Origin of the sequence: Kitasatospora sp. NPDC058190 (genome assembly GCF_042883685.1) — a bacterium.
Taxonomy (GTDB): domain Bacteria; phylum Actinomycetota; class Actinomycetes; order Streptomycetales; family Streptomycetaceae; genus Kitasatospora.
In genome coordinates this window covers 44,083-66,402 of the sequence record NZ_JBHVVI010000047.1, presented here as the reverse complement: position 1 = coordinate 66,402, position 22,320 = coordinate 44,083, and the positions used below count along the sequence as shown (strand labels likewise).

General features: G+C 70.7%; 21 protein-coding genes and 1 riboswitch. Of the genes, 11 read left to right on the top strand and 10 right to left on the bottom strand.

Annotated features, from left to right (window positions below; genetic code table 11):
• Positions 1 to 82 precede the first annotated feature (82 nt).
• Positions 83 to 1,267: a quinolinate synthase NadA gene (gene nadA, locus ACFVWU_RS22080; protein WP_387623539.1), complete on the bottom strand. Its 1,185-nt coding sequence runs from the start codon at positions 1,265 to 1,267 to the stop codon at positions 83 to 85.
• A gap of 191 nt (positions 1,268 to 1,458) precedes the next feature.
• Between nadA and ACFVWU_RS22075 the strand changes: the two genes are divergently transcribed.
• The 3 genes from ACFVWU_RS22075 to ACFVWU_RS22065 all read left to right on the top strand — a co-directional run bounded on the left by ACFVWU_RS22075 (position 1,459) and on the right by ACFVWU_RS22065 (position 4,550).
• A complete protein-coding gene (locus ACFVWU_RS22075) occupies positions 1,459 to 2,382 on the top strand; it encodes an NADP-dependent oxidoreductase (RefSeq protein ID WP_387623537.1) in 924 nt (307 codons plus the stop codon).
• 151 nt (positions 2,383 to 2,533) lie between these two features.
• The gene (locus ACFVWU_RS22070; RefSeq protein WP_270147404.1) at positions 2,534 to 2,998 is read left to right on the top strand and encodes an Lrp/AsnC family transcriptional regulator; all 465 of its coding nucleotides are present in this window, start codon (positions 2,534 to 2,536) and stop codon (positions 2,996 to 2,998) included.
• Positions 2,999 to 3,182: 184 nt separating this feature from the next.
• Complete coding sequence (locus tag ACFVWU_RS22065) at positions 3,183 to 4,550, top strand: pyridoxal phosphate-dependent decarboxylase family protein (protein WP_387623534.1); 1,368 nt, start codon at positions 3,183 to 3,185, stop codon at positions 4,548 to 4,550.
• A gap of 55 nt (positions 4,551 to 4,605) precedes the next feature.
• On the opposite strand, the gene ACFVWU_RS22060 is transcribed toward ACFVWU_RS22065, so the two are convergent.
• Complete coding sequence (locus tag ACFVWU_RS22060) at positions 4,606 to 5,463, bottom strand: GNAT family N-acetyltransferase (RefSeq protein WP_387623531.1); 858 nt, start codon at positions 5,461 to 5,463, stop codon at positions 4,606 to 4,608.
• A gap of 245 nt (positions 5,464 to 5,708) precedes the next feature.
• Between ACFVWU_RS22060 and erpA the strand changes: the two genes are divergently transcribed.
• Entirely contained in the window at positions 5,709 to 6,062 is a 354-nt protein-coding gene (gene erpA / locus ACFVWU_RS22055; RefSeq protein WP_387623529.1) for an iron-sulfur cluster insertion protein ErpA, read from the top strand.
• An 80-nt stretch (positions 6,063 to 6,142) separates the two neighbouring features.
• Here erpA and ACFVWU_RS22050 read toward each other — a convergent pair whose 3' ends face one another.
• A complete protein-coding gene (locus ACFVWU_RS22050) occupies positions 6,143 to 6,835 on the bottom strand; it encodes a hypothetical protein (RefSeq protein WP_387623527.1) in 693 nt (230 codons plus the stop codon).
• Positions 6,836 to 6,922: 87 nt separating this feature from the next.
• Entirely contained in the window at positions 6,923 to 7,144 is a 222-nt protein-coding gene (locus ACFVWU_RS22045; RefSeq protein WP_387623525.1) for a hypothetical protein, read from the bottom strand.
• 281 nt (positions 7,145 to 7,425) lie between these two features.
• Here ACFVWU_RS22045 and ACFVWU_RS22040 point away from each other — a divergent pair, with 281 nt between their 5' ends.
• Positions 7,426 to 8,403: a carbohydrate kinase family protein gene (locus ACFVWU_RS22040; protein WP_387623522.1), complete on the top strand. Its 978-nt coding sequence runs from the start codon at positions 7,426 to 7,428 to the stop codon at positions 8,401 to 8,403.
• A gap of 10 nt (positions 8,404 to 8,413) precedes the next feature.
• Here ACFVWU_RS22040 and ACFVWU_RS22035 read toward each other — a convergent pair whose 3' ends face one another.
• The gene (locus ACFVWU_RS22035; RefSeq protein WP_387623519.1) at positions 8,414 to 10,117 is read right to left on the bottom strand and encodes a cysteine desulfurase/sulfurtransferase TusA family protein; all 1,704 of its coding nucleotides are present in this window, start codon (positions 10,115 to 10,117) and stop codon (positions 8,414 to 8,416) included.
• 370 nt (positions 10,118 to 10,487) lie between these two features.
• Between ACFVWU_RS22035 and coxB the strand changes: the two genes are divergently transcribed.
• The 4 genes from coxB to ACFVWU_RS22015 all read left to right on the top strand — a co-directional run bounded on the left by coxB (position 10,488) and on the right by ACFVWU_RS22015 (position 14,950).
• On the top strand, positions 10,488 to 11,342 hold the full coding sequence (coxB, locus tag ACFVWU_RS22030) for a cytochrome c oxidase subunit II (RefSeq protein ID WP_387623516.1): 855 nt from the start codon (positions 10,488 to 10,490) through the stop codon (positions 11,340 to 11,342).
• Positions 11,339 to 13,114: a cytochrome c oxidase subunit I gene (gene ctaD / locus ACFVWU_RS22025; RefSeq protein WP_387623514.1), complete on the top strand. Its 1,776-nt coding sequence runs from the start codon at positions 11,339 to 11,341 to the stop codon at positions 13,112 to 13,114. Before coxB ends, ctaD begins: the two co-directional genes overlap by 4 nt.
• Positions 13,114 to 13,530 (top strand): cytochrome c oxidase subunit 4, encoded by a 417-nt coding sequence (locus tag ACFVWU_RS22020; protein ID WP_387623511.1) that lies wholly within the window; start codon positions 13,114 to 13,116, stop codon positions 13,528 to 13,530. Before ctaD ends, ACFVWU_RS22020 begins: the two co-directional genes overlap by 1 nt.
• A 169-nt stretch (positions 13,531 to 13,699) precedes the next feature.
• Positions 13,700 to 14,950 carry an Ig-like domain-containing protein gene (locus ACFVWU_RS22015; RefSeq protein WP_387623509.1) on the top strand — a complete coding sequence of 417 codons (1,251 nt, stop codon included), beginning with the start codon at positions 13,700 to 13,702 and terminating at the stop codon, positions 14,948 to 14,950.
• A 167-nt stretch (positions 14,951 to 15,117) separates the two neighbouring features.
• Here ACFVWU_RS22015 and ACFVWU_RS22010 read toward each other — a convergent pair whose 3' ends face one another.
• The 5 genes from ACFVWU_RS22010 to ACFVWU_RS21990 all read right to left on the bottom strand — a co-directional run bounded on the left by ACFVWU_RS22010 (position 15,118) and on the right by ACFVWU_RS21990 (position 19,928).
• Positions 15,118 to 15,489, bottom strand: coding sequence for a GntR family transcriptional regulator (locus tag ACFVWU_RS22010; RefSeq protein ID WP_387623507.1), 372 nt, complete (start codon positions 15,487 to 15,489; stop codon positions 15,118 to 15,120).
• Positions 15,490 to 15,593: 104 nt separating this feature from the next.
• Positions 15,594 to 17,252, bottom strand: a complete 1,659-nt coding sequence (locus tag ACFVWU_RS22005) for a cytochrome bc complex cytochrome b subunit (protein WP_387623505.1) — start codon at positions 17,250 to 17,252, stop codon at positions 15,594 to 15,596.
• Complete coding sequence (locus tag ACFVWU_RS22000; protein ID WP_387623503.1) at positions 17,249 to 18,301, bottom strand: Rieske 2Fe-2S domain-containing protein; 1,053 nt, start codon at positions 18,299 to 18,301, stop codon at positions 17,249 to 17,251. Before ACFVWU_RS22000 ends, ACFVWU_RS22005 begins: the two co-directional genes overlap by 4 nt.
• An 8-nt stretch (positions 18,302 to 18,309) precedes the next feature.
• Positions 18,310 to 19,119 (bottom strand): c-type cytochrome, encoded by an 810-nt coding sequence (locus ACFVWU_RS21995; RefSeq protein ID WP_387623501.1) that lies wholly within the window; start codon positions 19,117 to 19,119, stop codon positions 18,310 to 18,312.
• Positions 19,120 to 19,307: 188 nt separating this feature from the next.
• Positions 19,308 to 19,928, bottom strand: a complete 621-nt coding sequence (locus ACFVWU_RS21990) for a heme-copper oxidase subunit III (protein WP_355673336.1) — start codon at positions 19,926 to 19,928, stop codon at positions 19,308 to 19,310.
• A gap of 396 nt (positions 19,929 to 20,324) precedes the next feature.
• On the opposite strand from ACFVWU_RS21990, the gene ACFVWU_RS21985 reads away from it, so the two are divergent.
• Both ACFVWU_RS21985 and trpD read left to right on the top strand, forming a co-directional pair.
• Positions 20,325 to 20,750, top strand: coding sequence for a hypothetical protein (locus ACFVWU_RS21985; RefSeq protein WP_387623498.1), 426 nt, complete (start codon positions 20,325 to 20,327; stop codon positions 20,748 to 20,750).
• A gap of 118 nt (positions 20,751 to 20,868) precedes the next feature.
• On the top strand, positions 20,869 to 21,942 hold the full coding sequence (gene trpD / locus ACFVWU_RS21980) for an anthranilate phosphoribosyltransferase (RefSeq protein ID WP_387623495.1): 1,074 nt from the start codon (positions 20,869 to 20,871) through the stop codon (positions 21,940 to 21,942).
• Between the two features lie 260 nt (positions 21,943 to 22,202).
• Positions 22,203 to 22,320: riboswitch (SAM riboswitch) on the top strand.

Sequence of the window (22,320 nt, the reverse complement as noted above, 5' to 3'; positions counted from 1 at the left end):
ACCGGCGCGCCCCTTCGGCTCGGGGCGGGGACTCGCCCGCTCGCCTCCGGGGCGCGGTGCGGCGCGGGGACCCGGGGCCGGACTACGGCAGGGCCAGCATCCGGTCCAGCGCCTTCTTGGCGTACTTCTCGGTCTCCGGGTCGACGGTGATCACGTTCGGCACCCGGCCCTCGACCAGCGACTCCAGCGCCCAGACCAGGTGCGGCAGGTCGATCCGGTTCATGGTCGAGCAGAAGCAGACCGCGCGGTCCAGGAAGACGATCTCCTTGTCCGGGTGCGCCTTGGCCAGGCGGCGGACCAGGTTCAGCTCGGTGCCGATGGCCCACTTGGTGCCGGGCTCGGCGGCGTCCAGGGCCTTGATGATGTACTCGGTCGAGCCCACCATGTCGGCGGCCGCGACGACCTCGTGCTTGCACTCGGGGTGCACCAGGACGGTCACGCCGGGGATCCGCTCGCGGACGTCGTTCACCGAGTCCAGGCTGAACCGGCCGTGCACCGAGCAGTGGCCGCGCCAGAGGATCATCTTCGCGTCCCGCAGCTGCTCGGCGGTCAGGCCGCCGTTCGGCTTGTGCGGGTTGTAGACGACGCAGTCGTCCAGCGAGAAGCCCATGTCGCGCACGGCGGTGTTGCGGCCGAGGTGCTGGTCGGGCAGGAAGAGCACCTTCTCGCCCTGCTCGAACGCCCACTCCAGGGCGCGCTTGGCGTTGGAGGAGGTGCAGATGAGGCCGCCGTGCCTGCCGGTGAAGGCCTTGATGTCGGCGGAGGAGTTCATGTACGAGACCGGGACGGTGACGTCGGCTATGCCGGCGTCGGTCAGCACGTCCCAGCACTCGGCGACCTGCTCGGCGGTGGCCATGTCGGCCATCGAACAGCCGGCCGCGAGGTCCGGCAGGACGACCTGCTGCCGGTCGCTGGTGAGGATGTCCGCGGACTCGGCCATGAAGTGCACGCCGCAGAAGACGATGTACTCGGCCTCGGGGCGGGCCGCCGCGTCGCGGGCGAGCTTGAAGGAGTCGCCGGTGACGTCGGCGAACTCGATCACCTCGTCGCGCTGGTAGTGGTGTCCGAGGATGAAGACGCGGTCGCCGAGCGCGGCCTTGGCCGCGCGGGCGCGCTCGACGAGGTCCGGGTCGGAGGCCGGAGGGAGGTCGCCGGGGCACTCGACGCCGCGCTCGCTGTTCGGATCGGCCTCCCGGCCGAGCAGCAGCAGAGCGAGCGGCGTCGGAGTGGGGTCGACGCCGTAGGTCTCGGTGATGGTGGTGGTCACGGGCGGGTGCCCTTCTGTGCGGCCGATCAAGCGGTTGAGCCTTTTCGTCTATCTGACGCTATCTATTCTAACCGGTTAGCGTCAGAGTGACGATGGCCATCCTGTCGATGTGACGAGAACCGCTCGCCAAAACGAATGCTTCCGGGTGTGGCCGAATCGATATTTCGAAGCCGCCGGGTATGGCTGAGCCCATGAAGGCAATCGCGATCAACCGCTACGGCGGCCCCGAGGTGGTCGAGTACACCGACCTGCCCGACCCCAAGGTCGGGCCCGACTCGGTCCTGGTGCAGGTACGGGCGGCCGGGGTGAACCCGGTGGACTGGAAGATCCGGGACGGCGCCCTGGACGGCATGCTGGACGTCCACTTCCCGCTGGTCATGGGCTGGGACGTGGCCGGCGTGGTCCGCGCCGTCGGCGGCGGGGTGACCGAGTTCACCCCCGGCGACGAGGTGTACGGCTACGTCCGCAAGGACGCCGTCGAGCACGGGACCTACGCCGAGCTGGTCTCCGCCCCCGTCCGCACCCTCGCCCGCCGGCCCGCCGCGCTGGACTGGGCGCAGTGCGGCGGCCTGCCGCTGGCCGGGCTCACCGCGCTGCAGAGCCTGCGGGCGCTGCGGCTCGCGGAGGGGGAGACCCTGCTGGTGCACGCCGCGGCCGGCGGGGTCGGCCACCTGGCCGTCCAGATCGCCCGCGCCCGTGGCGCCCGGGTGATCGGCACGGCGGGCGAGCGCAACCACGACTACCTGCGCGGCCTGGGCGCCGAGCCGGTCGCCTACGGCGAGGGCCTGGCCGAACGGGTCCGCGCGCTTGCTCCGGACGGCGTGGACGCGGCCCTCGACCTGATCGGCCGCGGCGCCGTCCAGGTCTCGGCCGGGCTGGTGGCCGACCCGGGCCGGATCGCCTCGATCACCGACTTCGGCGTGAAGGCCCTCGGTGGTCACTACGTCTGGGTCCGCCCGGATGCGGCGGGCCTGGCCGAACTGGCCACGCTCGCCGACGACGGCCGGCTGACCGTCACCGTCGCCTCCACCTTCCCGCTCGCCCAGGCGGCCTCCGCCCAGGCGCTCAGCGCCGAGGGCCGTACCCGGGGGAAGATCGTCCTGCTGGTGGACTGACGGCCTTCTCCTCGTCATCCGCCAGCGATGACCTCGTTCAGGTCATCCGCCAGAATGGGTGGCGAACCGTTTCGGCAGCGGCCGTGGCCGAGCACCAGCCGCCGCCGGGACGTCCCCTCGACCCCCGCACGACCCGTGGAGCCCCGCACCGATGACCAGCAGCCGAGCGCACGAGGTGATCGGGGCCGACCTGGACGAGACCGATCGGCAGCTCCTCGCCCGCCTCGGCAGCGACGGCCGCGCCTCCTACGCCGAGATCGGCCTGCAGGTGAACCTCTCCGCCACCGCCGTGCGCCGTCGGATCGACCGGCTCCGGGCGCGCGGTGTGGTGCGGGGCTTCACCGTGGTGCTGGACCCGGCCGTGCTCGGCTGGCAGACCGAGGCCTTCGTCGAGGTCTACTGCCGCGAGCGCACCGCCCCCGAGGAGATCCTCGCCAGCCTGCGCCAGTTCCCCGAGGTGGTCGCCGCCTGGACGGTCACCGGCGACCCGGACGCCCTGGTCCACCTGCGGGCCGCCGACATGCGCCATCTGGAGGCCGTCATCGAGCGCATCCGGCGCGAGCCCGGCGTCCAGCGCAGCCGCTCCTCGGTGGTCCTCTCCCAGCTGATCGGCTGACCCGTCCGGCCCCACGCAGGAATCCTGCGCGGACCCGCCCGAAGACGCTCGAAACCTGCCTGACCAGCCGCGTTCCGACGCGCGTCGAAGCACCGCCGTTGCCTACGCTGATCACGTCCGGTCAGTGCGGTGAGGCGTCCCGCAGACCGGATCCCCCCGACACCCACAGCCGAGAGGGACAGCCGTGTCCGCAGCACCCGACCGCATGCACCGGCCCGACAACGAACTGGTCGACCTGGTTTTCGACTACATGCGGGAGCGACTGCAGTACGACCCCGTTCCGCTCGACCACCCCGGTGACGGCGAGCACCTGCGCGCCCAGCTGTCCGGCCTGCTGAACCAGGACGGCAACAACCCGGCCGACGTGCTCAAGCTCTACGACCACGAGCTGTCCCGCGCGGTCATCTCCGCCGACAGCCCGCGCTACCTGTCCTTCATCCCGTGCGCCCCCACCAAGGCCGCGCTGCTGTTCGACATGGTCGTCTCCTGCGCCTCGCTGCAGGGCATCTCCTGGCTGGAGGCGGCCGGCGCGATAGCCGCCGAGAACCAGGTGCTGCGCCTGATCGCCGACCGCGCGGGCCTGCCCCAGACAGCCGGCGGCTGCTTCGTCTCCGGCGGATCGGCGGGCAACCTGTCCGCCCTGGTCGTCGCCCGCGACACCGCCCGCCGCCGCCTGGGCGTCGGGCCGGAGGCGCGGCTGCGGATAGCCGTCGCCGACCAGGTGCACTCCTCGGTCAAGAACACCTTCAACATCATCGGCGTCGAGGCCTTCAAGGTCCCGACCGTCAACCGGCGCTTCACCGGCGAGGCGCTGCGCGCCGCCCTGGCCGCCGACCCCAACCCCGAAACCGTGATCGCGGTCGTCGGCACCGCCGGCACCACCAACGAGGGCATCGTCGACGACCTCAAGGGCCTGGCCGAGGTCGCCCGCGAGCGCGACCTGTGGTTCCACGTGGACGGCGCCTACGGCGGCGCGGGCCTGTTCGCCCCCTCGGTGCGCGAGCGCTACGACGGCATCGAGCACGCCGACTCCTTCGTGGTCGACCCGCACAAGTGGCTGTTCGCCCCCTTCGACTGCGCCGCGCTGATCTACCGCAACCCGCAACTCGCCCGCGCCGTGCACACCCAGGACGCCTCCTACCTGGACGTCCTGCACACCGAGGGCGACGAGTGGAACCCCACCGACTACGCCTACCACCTGACCCGGCGCGCCCGCGGCCTGCCGCTCTGGTTCTCGCTGGCCGTCCACGGCGTCCAGGCCTACACCGACGCCATCGAGACCGGCCTTCAGCTGGCCCGGGACACCGCCCAGCTGATCCGTGACACCGAGCACCTGGAGCTGCTGTTCGACCCGCAGCTCTCCGCCGTCTGCTTCAAGCGCACGGGCTGGACCAACGACGACTACTACCGCTGGTCGCAGCAGCTGCTCGCGGACCAGATCGGCTTCGTGACCCCGACCGGCTGGGACGGCGAGACGGTGGCCCGCTTCGCCTTCCTGCACCCGGGCACGACCATGGAGATGGTCCGGGAGATCCTGGACACCATGGCCTGATCGACGCTCCGCGCGTACGGCCCCACCGGCTCGCCCGGCGGGGCCGTACGCGTACCTACAGGAACGCTCCGCTCGGCAGGTACGGGCTCGGCGGCCGCATCCCGCGCACCCCGACGAAGCCCCCGGTCTCCGGTGTCAGCCCGACCTCCAGGCCGACGTCCAGCGCCCACTCCTGCTCGGCGGTCAGGTACTCCACCCGCGCCCCGACCCCGTCCGGCACCCGGGCCAGCGCCTCGCGCAGCAGCCGGGCGGCGATCCGCTTGCTGGTGGCCGCCAGCAGCCGCACCGTGCCGCCGTCCCGGTAGCAGTAGCCGCTGCCGGCCAGCGCGTCGGCGACCAGCAGCTCCTCGAAGTGCCCGAGCATCAGCTCGTGGTCCGGGCCGTGCGCCGACCCGCGCAGCCGCCGGTCCACCGAGTCCAGCAGGTGCAGCTGGGTGGCGTTGCCGCGGTGCACCGGGATGTCCCCCGGGTCGATCAGCCCGTTCCGGTCCACCCGTCCGGTCAGCCGCATCGCCGGGTGCAGGGTGAACCCGGCCAGCCGGTAGCGGCGGGCCGCCGCCGGGGAGGAGGCGCAGACCATCCCGCGCAGACAGCCCCGCGCGTGCGCCGTGGCCCGTTCCAGCAGCAGCCGGCCGACCCCCTTGCCCTGCGCGGACGGGCGGACGGCGAACAGCGAGGGCGTCCACAGGCCCTCGCGGCGCATCGACAGCACCACCCCGACCGCCTCCCCGCCGCTTTCCGCCAGCCAGCAGCCCCCGGGATCGGTGCGTGCCAGGTGCCGGGTCCGGGCCAGCTGCAGCGGTGTCGGCTCGGACGGCGCCGGAGCGGTGGTCGGCTCGGTGAAGGCGGCGAAGGACAGTTCCTGGACGACCTCCGCGTCCTCTGCGGTGTCCCTGACCTGGCGAAGGATCATGCCGACCATCCTGGCGTCCGACGGACGGCCGCGGGGCCGGTTCACCCGGATCCAGGACCAGGGCGGTGACCCGCACCGCCCGGTTGTGCGAGCATGGGGAACGTAAGGGAGACGGGTGGCACACCCGGCCCACGGAAACCAGCCGCCGAACAGGCCGCAGAAATCCATCGCCGTCCGGGAAATGAATCCGGACGGCCGTTGGTTGGCACTGGCGGCAGACCGTCGTCAAGACCGGGAGAAAGCAGATGACCGTCCAGGACGAGACCACCGTCGAGAGTGGCATCCTCCTCACCGATGCCGCCGCGGCCAAGGTCAAGGCCCTGCTGGAGCAGGAAGGCCGCGAGGACCTCGCGCTGCGCGTCGCCGTCCAGCCCGGTGGCTGCTCCGGCCTGCGTTACCAGCTGTTCTTCGACGAGCGCTCGCTCGACGGCGACGTGGTGAAGGACTTCAACGGCGTCAAGGTCGTCACCGACCGGATGAGCGCCCCGTACCTCGGCGGCGCCACCGTCGACTTCGTCGACACCATCGAGAAGCAGGGCTTCACGATCGACAACCCGAACGCCACCGGCTCCTGCGCCTGCGGCGACTCCTTCAGCTAAGCCTGAAGCGCGGGCCCAGCCCGAAACACGTGAGGCGGCCCCGGGGAACGTCCCCGGGGCCGCCTCACGCGTTTCCACGGCTAGCGGGCCGCGCCGTCCGGGGTCACCGGGTCCGGGCCGGCGTGCGGGTCGCCCTCCAGCGGCACCTCCTGGCCGCTCGTCCGGTCGACCACCGTCCGCCCGGCCAGCGGCGAGCGCAGATCGGCGGCGACCGCCTGCCGCTTGGCCAGCGCGGTGCAGACCTGCCCCGGCTGGACGGCCGGCGGGCCCGGCACGATCTCGACGGCCACCTTGCCCGCCTGCGACTCGTCCGCCTTCAGCGCGTACTTGGTGCAGACCCCGCCGAAGAAGTAGACGGTCAGCTTGTTGCCGCCGTCCGCCCGGTAGGCGACCGGCGGACGCACCGCGGGACCGGCCCCGGTGCCGGCCGGGTTGGGCTCGCCCGGGGCGATCGCGTTGCCCGGGGGAGTGGCCGCCCCCGACGGCTGCCCCGGGGCGGGCGGGGCCGGAGTGGAGGCCCCGCCGGTCGGCGGCGTCTGGGCCGGTTCGCCGGTCGCGCCGGACGCCGTCGCGGACGGGGCGCCGGAGGCCGTCGGGGCCTGCGGGGCGCCACTCGCCGAGGCCGAGGAACTCGCGGAGGCGGAGGCGCCCGCCGAGTCCGCCGAGCTCTTGCCGTCCCCGTTGCACCCGGCCACCGTCACCACCGCCGCCAGCGCCACAGCCGCCAGGGCCACCGCCCGCCGACCGCGCCGGGGCATCGTCTCCAGGTCCATCTGCACATCCTCCCGAGGGCTCAGCGGCGCTGCCCCTCGGCCGCTCCGCGCGGATGTGACGTGGCCCGGTCGGATCCGGTTCCGTTCTCAGACGGAACGGATCATGCCGTACTCGGCCATCCCGGCGACCAGCCGCTGCGCCCCGGACGGGACCCGGACGCCGACGGACGCGGGGGCGGTCGGCTCCGGGTCCGCCGCCAGCAGTGGCCAGAACCGGCGCAGCCGCCGCGAGGAGCTCACCAGCGCGTCGAGGGTCTCGCCGTCGGCTTCGCCCCGGAGGACGGACGGCGGGGAGTGTTTGGGCATCATCGGGCATCGCTCCGATCCAGAGCCGTGGCGGGACTGCCACGGTCGAAGTCGGGACCCGCCCGGTCCGGCCGGACCCCTCTACGGCCGACCCTAGGCCCGGTTTCCGTACACCCACCAGTGCTACCCGGAGGTAGTACACGTTCGAGGGCAAGGGGTGCCACCATGGCCGGAGGGAGACAGCTTGAGCGGCACTCTTGGTGGCGCACGGTGCGGGCCCGGTACCGTGAGTGGGTTCGTCCGACCCCGCCCGCTGGCCCTGTTGCCATCTTGAGGAGACCTCCGTGCGTATCGCCGTCGCCGGCTCGATCGCCACCGACCACCTGATGACGTTCCCCGGTCGGTTCGCCGACCAGCTCGTCGCCGAGCAACTGCACACCGTGTCGCTGTCGTTCCTGGTCGACGCCCTGGACATCCGCCGCGGCGGCGTCGCGCCGAACATCGCGTTCGGCATGGGCGTGCTCGGGCTCCGGCCGGTCCTGGTCGGCGCCGCCGGTGCGGACTTCGCCGAGTACCGCAGCTGGCTGGAGCGCAACAACGTGGACTGCGACTCCGTCCACATCTCCGAGACCCGGCACACCGCCCGCTTCATGTGCACCACGGACGAGGACCACAACCAGATCGCCTCGTTCTACACCGGTGCCATGGCCGAGGCCCGCAACATCGAGCTCAAGCCGATCGCCGACCGCGTCGGCGGCCTCGACCTCGTCCTGGTCGGCGCCGACGACCCGCAGGGCATGGTCCGCCACACCCAGGAGTGCCGCACCCGCGGCTACGCCTTCGCCGCCGACCCCTCCCAGCAGCTGGCCCGCCTGGAGGGCGACGACATCCGCGAGCTGGTGGACGGCGCCGCGTACCTGTTCACCAACGAGTACGAGGCCGCGCTGATCGAGAACAAGACCGGCTGGGGCGCCGAGGAGCTGCTCACCCGCGTCGGCACCCGGGTCACCACCCTGGGCAGCAAGGGCGTCCGGATCGACCGCAAGGGCGAGGCCTCGATCCTGGTCGGCTGCGCGAAGGAGGAGGCCAAGGTCGACCCGACCGGCGTCGGCGATGCCTTCCGGGCCGGCTTCCTGACCGGCCTGTCCTGGCAGCTCGACCTGGAGCGCGCCGCCCAGCTCGGCTGCATGCTCGCCACCCTGGTGATCGAGACCGTCGGCACCCAGGAGTACGAGCTGCGCCCGAGCGCCTTCCTGCAGCGCTTCGAGGAGAACTACGGCGCCGAGGCCGCCGCGGAGATCCGCGCCCACCTGGTCAAGTAGGCCCGCTCCCTCAGGAGCGGCGCAGCACCAGGTAGGCCGAGCCCCGGTCGCCGCCGTACTCGGCGGCCGGGGCCTCGCCCGTGTACTCCTGCCCGCGCATCTCGCACCAGGCCGGGATGTCCAGCCGGGCCGCCTCGTCGTCCGACAGCACGGCGACCGTGCCGCCCACCGGCACCTCGCCGATCCGCTTCGCCAGCTCGATCACCGGCAGCGGGCAGCGCTGGCCCAAGGCGTCGATGACGGTCACTCGCCCGCTCGCCTCCGGGCGCTCCGACCCGGCGCCGACGCTCCTCGCTCCGGCGCTCCCTCCTTCGTCGGTCGCTTGTCGCTCCTCGCTTTCGGCACCGGCGCGCCCTTCGGCTCGGGGCTGGGCGGTCACTCGCCCGCTCGCCTCCGGGCGCTCCGACCCGGCGCCGACGCTCCTCGCTCCGGCGCTCCCTCCTTCGTCGGTCGCTTGTCGCTCCTCGCTTTCGGCACCGGCGCGCCCTTCGGCTCGGGGCGGGATTCGCCCGCTCGCGGTCTGTGCCACCGGCTCCGGCGCCATTGGCTTCGGCGCCGGCAGGTCCAGCCCGAGCGGGGCCCGGACGCCCGCCACCAGGTCCGGCAGTACGGAGAGGAAGCGCTCCACGTCCGCCTCGGCCGTCCCGTACGGCAGCGAGACCCGGACGTTGCCCTCGGTGAGCACTCCCATCGCGGCCAGCACATGGCTCGGTGTCAGCGTCGAGGAGGTGCAGGAGGAGCCGGAGGAGACCGCGAAGCCCGCCCGGTCCAGCTCGGTGAGCAGCACCTCGCCGTCCACGTACAGACAGGAGAAGGTGACGATGTGCGGCAGCCGCCGCACCGGGTCGCCGACCACCTCGACCTCGGGCACCAGCTGCGGCACCCGGGTGCGGATCCGCTCCACCAGCGCGTGCAGCCGGGCGTTCTCCCGCTCGGCCTCGGCCCGTACGGCGCGCAGCGAGGCGGCCGCGGCCACGATCGCCGGGACGTTGACGTAGCCGGGCACCCGGCCGCCCTCGCGCTCGTCGGCCGGCAGCGGCGAGGAGTACCGGACCCCCTTGCGCACGGCGAGGACCCCGACCCCGGGCGGCCCGCCCCACTTGTGCGCGCTCGCGGTCAGCAGCGACCAGCCCGCCGGGACGTCCGTCCGCCCGACGCTCTGCGCCGCGTCCACCAGCAGCGGCACCCCGGCCTCGGCGCACAGCGCGGCGACCTCGCCGACCGGCTGGACGGTGCCCACCTCGTGGTTGGCGCTCTGCAGCGCGGCCAGCGCGGTGTCCGGGCGCAGCAGGGCGCCGAAGACCTCCGGGTCCACGCGCCCGGTGCGGTCCACCGGGGCGACCGAGACCGAGCCCCCGCCCGCCTCTCCGCCGGCCTCCGGCCGGGGGTACCCCCATCGCTCGGCGACGTGCAGCACGCTGGAGTGCTCCACCGCGGAGTGCACCAGGTGCGCGCCGCGACGCCGGTTCCCGGTCAGGGCGCCCAGCAGGCCGAGTTGGACGGCCTGGGTCCCGCTCGCGGTGAAGGCGATCTCGTCCGCCCGCGCGCCCAGGACGGCGGCCACCGTCTCGCGGGCGGCGTCCAGCAGCATCCGGGCCTGTCGGCCGGAGCGGTACAGCCGGGCCGGATCGGCCCAGCCCTCGTCCAGGGCGGCGGTCAGGGCCTGCCGCGCGACGGGGTGCAGAGGGGCCGTCGAAGCCACGTCGAAGTACACGGTCACATTTAACGACACACCTGGGAGCGTCTCCGCTCCGGTCGCGCGGCTCACCGGCCGTCAGTCGATCATCCTTAATGTCCGCTTCGTCCGCGACCGACGGGCCGTCACTCACGTTGTTCGAGGTCATCCCCCGATCGGGCGTATGGACCTCGAATGCCTACGATGACCTGCGACGTAGCCCTTGCCGGGCCTGATCGGGCGACCGGGCGGCGCGTTACCGGGGGCTGCCCGTCAGGAGCGCATAAGGCTGGAGTAGGGTTTGGCCCGCATAAGCATTCAAACCGTGCCCGTGGACGGGTCGCCAGGGAGGCTCACAATCCTCCTTCGGTGCGACGCGAAGGCGGGCGAGACTTCGGGAAGGCGCTACGTGAGTCCCAACGGCTCCGACCGCTCGCCGCGGCGCACGATGCGGCGGAAGCTGCCTCAGGCGCTGGCACTGGGCCTCGTCATCGCGACCGCCACCGGCTGCTCGGCCAACGACCTCCCCAGGCTTGGCCTCCCGAGCCCGGTCACGACGGAAGGGCCCTTGGTCCTCCGGATGTGGCAGGGCTCCTGGATCGCGGCGCTGGTGGTCGGCGTACTGATGTGGGGTCTGATCATCTGGAGCGTGATCTTCCACCGGCGCAAGCGCACCGGTGTGGAGATCCCCCCGCAGACCCGGTACAACGTGCCCATCGAGGCGCTCTACACCGCGGTCCCCATCATCATCGTCTCGGTCCTCTTCTACTTCGTCGCCCGCGACGAGGCGAAGCTGACATCGGTCTCCGCGAAGCCGCAGCACTACGTCAACGTGGTGGGCTTCCAGTGGAGCTGGGCGTTCAACTACGAGAACACCGAGACCCCCGACCCGGCCAACAAGGACGCCGCGTACGAGGTCGGTACGCCCAAGGACGTTCCGACGCTCTGGCTGCCGGTCAACGAGACGGTGCAGTTCCGGCTCACCTCTCGTGACGTCATCCACGACTTCTGGCCCGTCAACTTCATGATGAAGATGGACGTCGTGCCGGGCGTGGTGAACAAGTTCGAGGTCACCCCGACCGTCAAGGGCGACTACGTGGGCAAGTGTGCCGAGCTCTGCGGCGAGGACCACTCGCGCATGCTGTTCAACGTCAAGGTCGTCGACCGCGCCGACTACGACAAGCACCTGGCCGACCTTCGTGCCAAGGGCCAGGAAGGTGCGGTGCCTTCCGGCCTCATCACCATGGGAAGTGAAGCGAAGTGACCATCCTCAACGAGCCCGCCGCGGCCGGCGGGGGCGCCGAGGCCGTCACGGTCGGGGCGCAGCGGACCCGGAAGCCGGGTTCGACCATCATCAAGTGGTTGACCACCACTGACCACAAGACGATCGGCACCCTGTACCTGGGCACGTCGTTCGCCTTCTTCCTGATCGGTGGCATCCTCGCCCTGGTCATGCGCGCCGAGCTGGCTCGTCCCGGGACCCAGATCCTGTCGAACGAGCAGTTCAACCAGGCGTTCACGATGCACGGCACGATCATGCTGCTGATGTTCGCGACGCCGCTGTTCGCGGGCTTCGCGAACTGGATCATGCCGCTGCAGATCGGCTCCCCGGACGTGGCCTTCCCGCGTCTGAACATGTTCGCGTACTGGCTGTACCTCTTCGGTTCGACCATCGCGGTCTGCGGCTTCCTGACCCCGAACGGTGCCGCCGACTTCGGTTGGTTCGCCTACTCCCCGCTGTCGGACGCGGTGCACTCGCCCGGTATCGGCGGCGACATGTGGATCATGGGTCTGGCCTTCTCCGGCTTCGGCACGATCCTCGGTGCGGTCAACTTCATCACCACGATCATCTGCATGCGCGCTCCGGGCATGACGATGTTCCGGATGTCGATCTTCGTCTGGAACGTCCTGCTGACCTCGGTGCTGGTCCTGCTGGCCTTCCCGGTCCTGGCCGCCGCGCTGTTCGCCCTGGAGGCCGACCGCAAGTTCGGTGCCCACGTCTTCGACCCGGCCAACGGCGGGGCGATGCTGTGGCAGCACCTGTTCTGGTTCTTCGGCCACCCCGAGGTGTACATCATCGCGCTGCCGTTCTTCGGCATCGTGTCGGAGATCATCCCGGTCTTCAGCCGCAAGCCGATGTTCGGCTACTCCGGTCTGATCGCGGCCACCATCGCGATCGCCGGTCTGTCCGTGACGGTGTGGGCGCACCACATGTACGTCACCGGACAGGTACTGCTGCCGTTCTTCTCCTTCATGACCTTCCTGATCGCGGTCCCGACCGGTGTGAAGTTCTTCAACTGGGTCGGCACCATGTGGAAGGGCTCGCTGAGCTTCGAGACGCCGATGCTGTGGACGGTCGGCTTCCTGGTCACCTTCCTCTTCGGTGGTCTGACCGGTGTCCTGCTGGCCTCGCCGCCGATCGACTTCCACGTCTCGGACTCGTACTTCGTCGTCGCCCACTTCCACTACGTGGTCTTCGGCACCGTCGTCTTCGCGATGTTCGCCGGCTTCCACTTCTGGTGGCCGAAGATGACCGGCAAGATGCTGGACGAGCGCCTCGGCAAGATCACCTTCTGGACGCTGTTCTTCGGCTTCCACACCACCTTCCTGGTGCAGCACTGGCTCGGTGCGGAGGGCATGCCCCGCCGTTACGCCGACTACCTGGCCTCGGACGGCTTCACCACCCTGAACACCGTCTCGACCATTGGCTCCTTCGTGCTCGGCCTGTCGATCCTGCCGTTCCTCTACAACGTCTGGAAGACCGCCAAGTACGGCGAGAAGGTCGCCGTGGACGACCCGTGGGGCTTCGGCCGCTCGCTGGAGTGGGCGACCTCCTGCCCGCCGCCGCGGCACAACTTCCTCACCCTGCCCCGGATCCGCTCCGAATCCCCGGCCTTCGACCTCCACCACCCGGAGATCGCCGCGCTGGACTACCTGGAGAACCACGGTGAGCCGGCCAAGCACCTCGCCGGCGTGACCCCGGCGAAGTACGACGCCCCGCAGCTGGGCAAGGGCAAGAAGGAGGGCGACGCCTGATGAAGGAACAGGGAAAGATCTTCCTCGGCCTGTCGGTCTTCGTGCTGGCCATGGCCATCACCTACGGCCTGTGGACCAACAACTCGGGCCCGGGTCTGGAGGCCGCCGGTACCACGGCGCTGTTCCTGGCCTTCGCCCTCTGCGCCTTCATCGGGTACTACCTCGCCTTCACCGCCCGCCGGGTGGACAGCGGCGCGGGTGACAACCCCGAGGCCGAGGTCGCGGACGACTCCGGCGAGCTGGGCTTCTTCGCCCCGCACAGCTGGCAGCCGCTCTCGCTGGCGCTCGGTGGCGCGCTCGCCTTCCTGGGCGTGATCTTCGGCTGGTGGCTGATGTTCTGGGCCGCCCCGATCATCGCGATCGGCATCTTCGGATGGGTCTTCGAGTTCTACCGCGGCGAGAACCAGAACCAGTAGGGTTCGGCTTCCGCCGACAGGGCCGGTTCCCCCGCACGGGGGAACCGGCCCTGTCGTGTCCCGGGGTGACCGCCTCACTCGCCCGGGTGAACGACGGGTCGCTCGGATGTCGTTCGGAGCAGGGCGTTCCTACGATCTGATTAATCGTGCGAAATCCTGGGAGGCGGCCATGGCCGACAGGCGCGGAATCGCAGGTATAGGCGGCATCTCGCTGACCCTCGCAGTGCTGGCCCCGCTGGCCGCCTGCTCATCCGGTGACGAGTCCGGACCCCACCGGGTGGACGCGGCCCGGCTCGTCCACCTCTCGGCCAAGGGCAAGGTCGACCCGTCCCAGCCGCTCACCGTGACGGCCGTGGAGGGCAGCCGGATCACCGACGTCACGGTGGTCGGCCCGGACGGCCGGGTGGTGGCCGGCAAGCTCGCCGACGACCAGCGCAGCTGGCAGACCACCGGCCGACTGAAGGCCGACACCGCGTACAGCGTCCGGATCTCCGCCGACGACGGCAGGAACGGCCGCGGCGACACCACCGTCGGCTTCAGCACCCTGGCCGGCCAGCGCGTACTCAACGCCAAGCTCGGCCCGGACTCCTCCGGCAGCGGCGTCTACGGCGTCGGCCAGCCGCTCACCGTGCAGCTCTCGCAGGCGGTGAAGGACCCGCAGGCCCGCCAGGAGGTCGAACGGGCCCTGACGGTGACCTCCCAGCCCGCCGTCACGGGCGGCTGGTACTGGGTGGACGACAAGAACCTGCACTTCCGCCCGGAGGAGTACTGGCCGGTCGGGACGACCGTCTCGCTGGCCTTCGACGGCACCGGCACCCGGATCGCGGACGGCCTCTACGGCGGCGACCGCAGCTCGCTGCGGCTGCGGATCGGGGCGCGGGTCGAGACGGTGATCGACGCGGCCGCCCACGAGCTCACCCTGAAGCGCGATGGCCAGGTGCTCCGGACCATCCCGGTGACCACCGGCAGGCCCGGCTTCGACACCCGCAACGGCATCAAGGTGGTGCTCGGCCAGGAGCGCTCGGTCCGGATGAACGGCGAGACGATCGGTATCCCGACCGGCACCTCGGATTCCTACGACCTGAACGTCGAGTGGGCCACCCGGGTGACGTGGAGCGGCGAGTACGTCCACGCGGCGCCCTGGTCGGTCAGTTCCCAGGGCATCGACAACGTCAGCCACGGGTGCACCGGCATGAGCACCGACAACGCCAAGTGGTTCTACGACAACACCCGGGTGGGGGACCTGGTCACGGTGGTGAACAGCCGCGGCGCCAAGATGGAGCCCTTCGGCAACGGCTTCGGGGACTGGAACGTCTCCTGGACGGACTGGGTCAAGCACAGCGCCCTCGGACAGCCCCTCAGCACCACCGCGCCGGCCTCCCAGGCCCCTGCCGCGGGGATGATGCGGCCGGAGGTCTGAGGCTGTTATTCGCCCGCTTTGTGCTGGTCGCCCGCTCGCCTCCGGGGCGCTCTGACCCGGTGCCGACGGTCGGCGCTCCGGCGCTCGTGCCTCGCTTGTCGCTTCTCCCTTTCGGCACCGGCGCGCCCCTTCGGCTCGGGGCGGGGGAGTAACAGCTCGGGGGTGACTCAGGCCTCGGGGTAGGCCAGCTGCAGCGCGGTGACCACGGCGGCCAGGGCGTCTGCGTGGGACAGGCCCAGACGGTTCGCCCGTTCGGCGTACTCGCCGGCGGCCGCGGCGGCCAGCCGGTGGGCGGTGTCCCCGGTGGCGGCGATCAGGGTGCCGCGCCGGCCGTGGGTCTCCACCACGCCGTCCGCCTCCAGCTCCCGGTAGGCCCGTGCCACCGTCCCGGCGGCGAGGCCCAGTTCCTCGGCCAGCGCCCGGACGGTGGGCAGCCGCAGCCCGGTCGGCAGCTCGCCGGAGCGGGCCCGCTCGGCGATCTGGGCGCGGATCTGCTCGTACGGGGGAGTGGCGGCGGCGGGGTCGACGGACAGCTGCACGGGGGCTCCTGGAGAGGCGGTGCGGGTACAGGAAAGCCCGAGGGCCGCCGACCAGGTGAACTCTGGTCAGCGGCCCTCGGGGTGACGCCGGGGTGCGTACGGGATCAGTGGTGGCCGTGGCCGCTGGTGATCTCGTGGTGCTCCTCGCTGGTCGGCTTGGGGATCTGGCTGCCCTCGCCGTAGAAGCCGCGGGAGAGCTTGGCCCGGGTGCGGGTGAGGACGCCGGCCTTGCGGGCCACGCCGTTCTCGTCCGTCTGGGCCGGCAGCTCGATCGGCTGGACCTGCTCGTGCGCCGTGAGCTTGAACAGGTCCTTCTGCGGCAGCTGGGCGTGGACCTCGACGAACTCACCGTGCGGCAGGCGCTTGATGACACCCGTCTCGCGGCCGTGCAGCACCTTCTCCTTGTCACGGCGCTGCAGACCGAGGCACCAGCGCTTGGTGATGATGAAGGTGATGACCGGCACCGCGAAGAAGCCGACGCGGACGAAGTAGGTGATCGAGTTGAGCGACAGGTGGAAGTGCGTCGCGAACAGGTCGTTGCCACCACCGACCAGCAGCACCAGGTACAGGCTGATCCAGGCGGCACCCAGGGCGGTGCGGACCGGGGCGTTGCGCGGGCGGTCCAGGATGTGGTGCTCGCGCTTGTCGCCGGTGATCCAGCCCTCGATGAACGGGTAGACCGCGATCGAGACCAGGACCAGCGGGAAGATCATCAGCGGGATGAAGACACCCAGGTTCAGGGTGTGGCCCCACAGGCTGATCTCCCAGCCCGGCATGACACGGATCAGACCCTCGGAGAAGCCCATGTACCAGTCGGGCTGGGCGTCGGTCGACACCTGGTCCGGACGGTACGGGCCGTAGGCCCAGATCGGGTTGATCGTGGCGATCGCCGAGATGGCGGCGATGAGGCCGAAGACCAGGAAGAAGAAGCCACCGGCCTTGGCCATGTAGACCGGCATCAGCGGCATGCCGACGACGTTCTTCTCGGTCTTGCCCGGGCCCGCCCACTGGGTGTGCTTGTGGTAGAAGACCAGGATCAGGTGCGCCACCAGCAGGCCGAGCATGATGCCCGGGATCAGCAGCACGTGGATGGTGAAGAACCGCGGCACGATGTCGTGGCCGGGGAACTCGCCCCCGAACAGGAACATCTGGACGTAGGTGCCGATCAGCGGGACCGCGAGGATCGCGCCTTCCATGAAGCGGATACCGGTACCCGACAGCAGGTCGTCCGGCAGCGAGTAGCCGAAGAAGCCGTCGAACATGCCCAGGATCAGCAGCAGGAAGCCGAAGACCCAGTTGATCTCACGCGGCTTGCGGAACGCGCCGGTGAAGAACACGCGCATCATGTGGACGAGCATCGCGGCCACGAAGACCAGGGCGGCCCAGTGGTGGATCTGACGGATCAGCAGACCGCCGCGGACCTCGAAGCTGATGTCCACCGTGGAGGCGTACGCCTCCGACATCCCGATGCCCTTGAGCGGCACGTACGAGCCGTTGTAGACGACCTCGGCCATCGACGGCTTGAAGAACAGCGTCAGGTAGACACCGGTCAGGATGATGATGATGAAGGTGTAGAGGCAGATCTCGCCCAGCATGAAGGACCAGTGGTCCGGGAAGATCTTGCGCAGGTTGGCCTTGGCGAGGGAGTAGATCCCCAGCCGGCCGTCCGTCCAGTCAGCCGCGGCTTCCCACTTGTTGGCGGGCTTGGCGCGCGTGCTGGAGGGCTTGGCGGCACCGGTCGTGGTGCTGCTCGCGCTACTCATCGAGCACGCTCCCAGAAGCTCGGGCCGACAGGCTTCTCGAAGTCGCCGGTGGCGACCAGATTGCCCTTCTCGTCAGTGGTGATCTTCAGCTGCGGCAGCGGGTGGCCGGCCGGGCCGAAGATGACGCGCGCGCCGTCCGCCAGGTCGAAGGTCGACTGGTGGCAGGGGCAGAGCGCGTGGTGGGTCTGCTGCTCGTACAGGCTGATCGGGCAGCCGACGTGGGTGCAGATCTTGGAGTAGGCGAGGATGCCCTCGAAGCCCAGGTCCTTGGACTTGTCGTCCTTGATGTCGTCCGGCGCGATGCGCACCAGCATCAGGGCGTCCTTGGCGATCCGCTGCTGGAAGTCCTCGCTGTGGGTGGTCAGACCCTCCGGCATGGCGAAGGTCAGCGAGCCGACGGCGATGTCCTCGGGCTTCATCGGCTGCATGGTGTTCATGTTGATGAGCGCCAGCGGCTTGGCCTGGGTCGCCTCCTTCCAGCCCGTCTCCTGCAGCTTCTTCTCGGGCAGCGGGCCCAGGTCGCGGAGCAGGACCACGCCGGAGAGCGGGACCAGCGCCATCGAACCGATGAGGGTGTTGCGGATCATCTTGCGGCGACCGAAGCCGGACTCGGCGGCACCGGTCTTGAACTGCTCGATGACGTCCGCGCGAACCTCGTCGGAGGCCTCGATCGGGTGACGCTCGGACGGCATCTCGACGTCCGACATCAGGGTGCGGGCCCAGTGGACCGCGCCCGCGCCGATCATGAACAGGGCGACGCCCAGGGTCAGACCGAGCGCGAAGTTCAGCGCGCTGACCTTCCCCAGCGGGAAGATGTAGACGATCTTGTCCGGGTCGATGGCCACGTACGAGGCGATGAAGCCGATGGTGGCGAGCATCGAGACCACGAACATCAGCGAGACCTGGCGCTCGGCGCGCTTGGCGGCCCGCTCGTCGATGTCGGTGCGACGGGGCTCGTGGGCCGGCAGGCCCGGGTCGGCGAAGGGGTTGCCGTGCTCGGCGACCTCGCCGGCGGAGCCGTGCGGCTCCGGGAGCTTCTCTTCTGACATGTCGTGGCTCATGACTTCTTGGCCTTGGTGGTGTGGGCGGCGACCCAGATCGCGACCGCGATGAGCGTGCCGAGACCGAAGATCCAGCCGAACAGACCCTCGGTCACCGGACCGAGGCTGCCCAGCGTGAGACCACCGGGGTTGGGCTCTTCGCTAGTGGTGTGGCGGACGAAGGCCACGATCTGCTTCTTCTGCTCCTCGGGCATGGTGGTGTCCGGGAACGACGGCATGTTCTGCGGGCCGGTCTGCATGGCCTCGTAGATGTGCTTGGCGTCCACGCCCTCCAGCGACGGGGCGTACTTGCCCTTGGTCAGGGCACCGCCCTGGCCGGCGAAGTTGTGGCACTGGGCGCAGTTGGTGCGGAACAGCTCGCCACCCTTGGAGATGTCCTCGGGGTCGGTCGAGGTGTACTGCTTCTCCTCCGGCGTCACCGGGCCGGGGCCGAGGGAGGCGACGAAGGCGGCGAGCTGGTCGATCTCGGCCTGCGTGTAGATGTTCTTCTTGCGCGGCACCTGGGCGCCGGGCTGCTGGGCCGGCATGCGGCCGGTGCCGACCTGGAAGTCGACAGCGGCGGAGCCCACGCCGACCAGGCTCGGACCGTCGCTGCCGCCCTGGCCGTTCAGGCCGTGGCAGGAGGAGCAGCCCACGGCGAAGAGCTTCTTGCCCTCATCGATCGCGAGCGACTGCGCGGCGACGTCGGCCTGCGCCTTGTCGGCGGGCGCGAACGCGGCGTACAGCCCCCCGGTTGCCGCCAGGGCGAGAAGTAGGACGACCAGCGCCGCCAATGGGTGGCGCCGTCGTGCGGAGAGCTTTTTCACGGAATAACCCCGGTGTCAGGATCTGGTCGACTGGTGGGTGCACCCGGCTGCCGGTCTGGCCGGCACGAGGCTGCCTGTTCCAAGGCTGCGCGCGCGGTCGGTCGGTGGGAGCGTCGGCACCGGCAGAAGCGGCCCGTCGCCGATGAGGGCGGGGGCCGCAGCCGGTGGCCAGCGACCTGATCAGCTGGTTACTTGATCAGGTAGATGGTCGCGAACAGGCCGATCCACACGACGTCGACGAAGTGCCAGTAGTACGACACGACGATCGCGGCGGTGGCCTGCTCGTGCGTGAAGCGCTTGGCTGCGTACGTCCGTCCCAGGACCAGCAGGAAGGCGATCAGACCACCCGTCACGTGCAGCCCGTGGAAGCCGGTGGTCAGGTAGAACACCGTGCCGTACGGGTCGGAGGACAGCGAGAGGCCGTCCTTCTTGACCAGCTCGGTGTACTCGTAGACCTGGCCGCCGATGAAGATCGCGCCCATCATGAACGTGATGATGAACCACATGCGGAGCTTCTTCACGTCCCCGCGCTCGGCGGCGAACACACCGAGCTGGCAGGTCAGCGAGGAGAGCACCAGGATGGTCGTGTTGACCGAGGAGAAGCCCACGTTCAGGGCGTGCGCCTTCTCGGTCCAGAACTCGGCTCCCTTGACGGAGCGGAGCGTGAAGTACATCGCGAAGAGGGCCGCGAAGAACATCAACTCGGAACTGAGCCAGACGATCGTTCCGACGCTGACCATGTTCGGTCGGTTGACCGATCCGTGCGCGTGCCCGGTTTCTACTGCTGTTGCTGTCGCCACGACGGACATTATGTCGGTCCCTTATTCCGTCTTCACGTCGGGGGGTGTCCCTCGGAGTGTCCGGTGCGTGCGGTATGCCCGCTTGGCCGTCGACGGGGTGTCCGGGCGGGGGCTGAGCAGCGGCGTGTCCCTTTTCTGACGGTTCCTCGGCGAGCCCGCGACCCCCTTGCCCGGCGCGTCGTTGCACGGTCGGCGCGGCGTCGGGTTGTAGGGGACGGGGCGCCGCATCGGCCGTCCGGGTGGTCTCGGTGGGTCCGGGTGACGGGCCGTCCTCCGGGTGGGTGAGCCGTGGGCGCGGCGGCTTGAGCGGGAACGTGCGCGAGGGGGACCCGGGACGGGGGGAAACGGGAGTAGCATCCGGATCAGGTGAACGTGGTCCGGATCACACTTGAGGGAGCAGGGTCCATGGCGTACACGACCGACGAGACGCTCACCGTCCTCGTCTACAGCGACGACCGCAACACCCGCGAGCAGGTGCTGACGGCGCTCGGCCGTCGACCCGCCGAGGATCTTCCGGAGCTGTCCTACCTGGAGTGCGCGACCACCCCCGCGGTGCTCAAGGCGCTGGAGAAGGGCGGCATCGACCTCTGCGTCCTGGACGGCGAGGCGGTGCCGGCCGGCGGGCTCGGCCTCGGGCGCCAGCTCAAGGACGAGATCTACGGCTGCCCGCCGGTGCTGGTGCTGATCGGCCGGCCGCAGGACTCCTGGCTGGCCGCCTGGAGCAGGGCCGATGCCGCGATCTCCCGCCCGGTGGACCCGGTCGCGCTGGCCGGGGCGGTCGCCACCCTGCTGCGGGCGCGGCTGGCGAAGCGGGCCCCGGCCGCGCGTTGAGCGGGGTTGTCTCAGTACTAGAGAAGACACCGCCGTAGGAACCCCACCGCTCGATAGGCTGGCTCCATCCGTACGGACCTCCCCGGTACAGGGGAACCCACGACAGCTGGAGTCAGCCATGGTGAACGTGAACCCTGCGAACGGCGGTAGCGACCCCGCGCAGGTGGTCCGCACCTGGCCGGACCTCCTGGCGGCACTGTTGAAGGGGGAGGACCTCGACCGCCCGTCCACCGCGTGGGCGATGGACCGGATCATGAGCGGCGAGGCGTCCCCCGTCCAGGTGGCCGGGTTCATGGTGGCGCTGCGGGCCAAGGGCGAGTCGGTCGACGAGATCGCCGGTCTGGTCGACGCGATGTACGAGCACGCCGAGCCACTGGACATCCCCGGCCCGGCGGTGGACATCGTCGGCACCGGCGGGGACCGGGCGAAGACCGTCAACATCTCCACCATGTCGGCGATCGTCGCGGCGGCCGCCGGGGCCAAGGTGGTCAAGCACGGCAACCGGTCGGCCTCCTCCGCCAGCGGCTCCTCGGACGTGCTGGAGAAGCTCGGGGTGGCGCTGGACCTGTCGGCCCGCCGGGTGGCCGAGGTGGCCGAGGAGGTCGGGCTCACCTTCTGCTTCGCGGCGAAGTTCCACCCCTCGATGCGGCACGCCGCCACCGCGCGGCGCGACCTCGGGGTGCCCACCGCCTTCAACATCCTCGGCCCGCTGACCAACCCGGCCAAGGTCACCTCGCACGCGATCGGCTGCTTCGACACGCGGCTCGCCGGGCTGATCGCCGGGGTGCTCGCCGGGCGCGGGGCGACCGCGCTGGTGTTCCGCGGCGACGACGGGCTGGACGAACTGACCATCACCACCACCTCGCAGGTGTGGCTGGTGCGCGACGGGGTGGTCACCGAGACCTCCTTCGACCCGCGGGACGTCGGCATCGAGCTGGTCGGCATCGAGGCGCTGCGCGGGGCGGACGCCGCCTACAACGCCGAGGTCGCGCGCAGGCTGCTGGCCGGAGAGCACGGGCCGGTGCGGGACGCCGTGCTGCTGAACACCGCGGCGGCGCTGGTGGCGCTCGACCTGGGCGACGCGCCGCTGCCGGAGCAGCTCGCCGCGGGCATGGCGCGGGCGGCGGAGGCGATCGACTCGGGCGCCGCGCGGGACCTGCTGCGGCGCTGGGCGGACGCCACCAGCCGGTAGCCGAGGCGGAAGTCGAGGGCCCGTACCGGTTCGCCGGTGCGGGCCCTTCGCACGTCCCGAGCACGCGTCCCGAGTGCACGCCCCGAGCCGAAGTGGCGCGCCGGCGCCGAAAGTTGAAAAGCGACAAGCGAGGTACGGGCGCCGGAGTGACGAGCGTCGGCGTCGGGTTCGAGCGCCCCGGAGACGAGGGGGCGAAGGCGCTGTCCGGATGGTGGATGCCTGTTTGACCACCCGGCGGGCCCGACCTAGAGTCTTGGCCAGGTCATGAGTGACAGCGTCAAGCCCCAGCTTGCTGTCCGGCAACCCTCCGTCCGTGGCGGGGTGCCCTGGGTGAGGACCGGGTCGCTCGGCAAGCCGTCCGTGCGACAAGCGCGGACG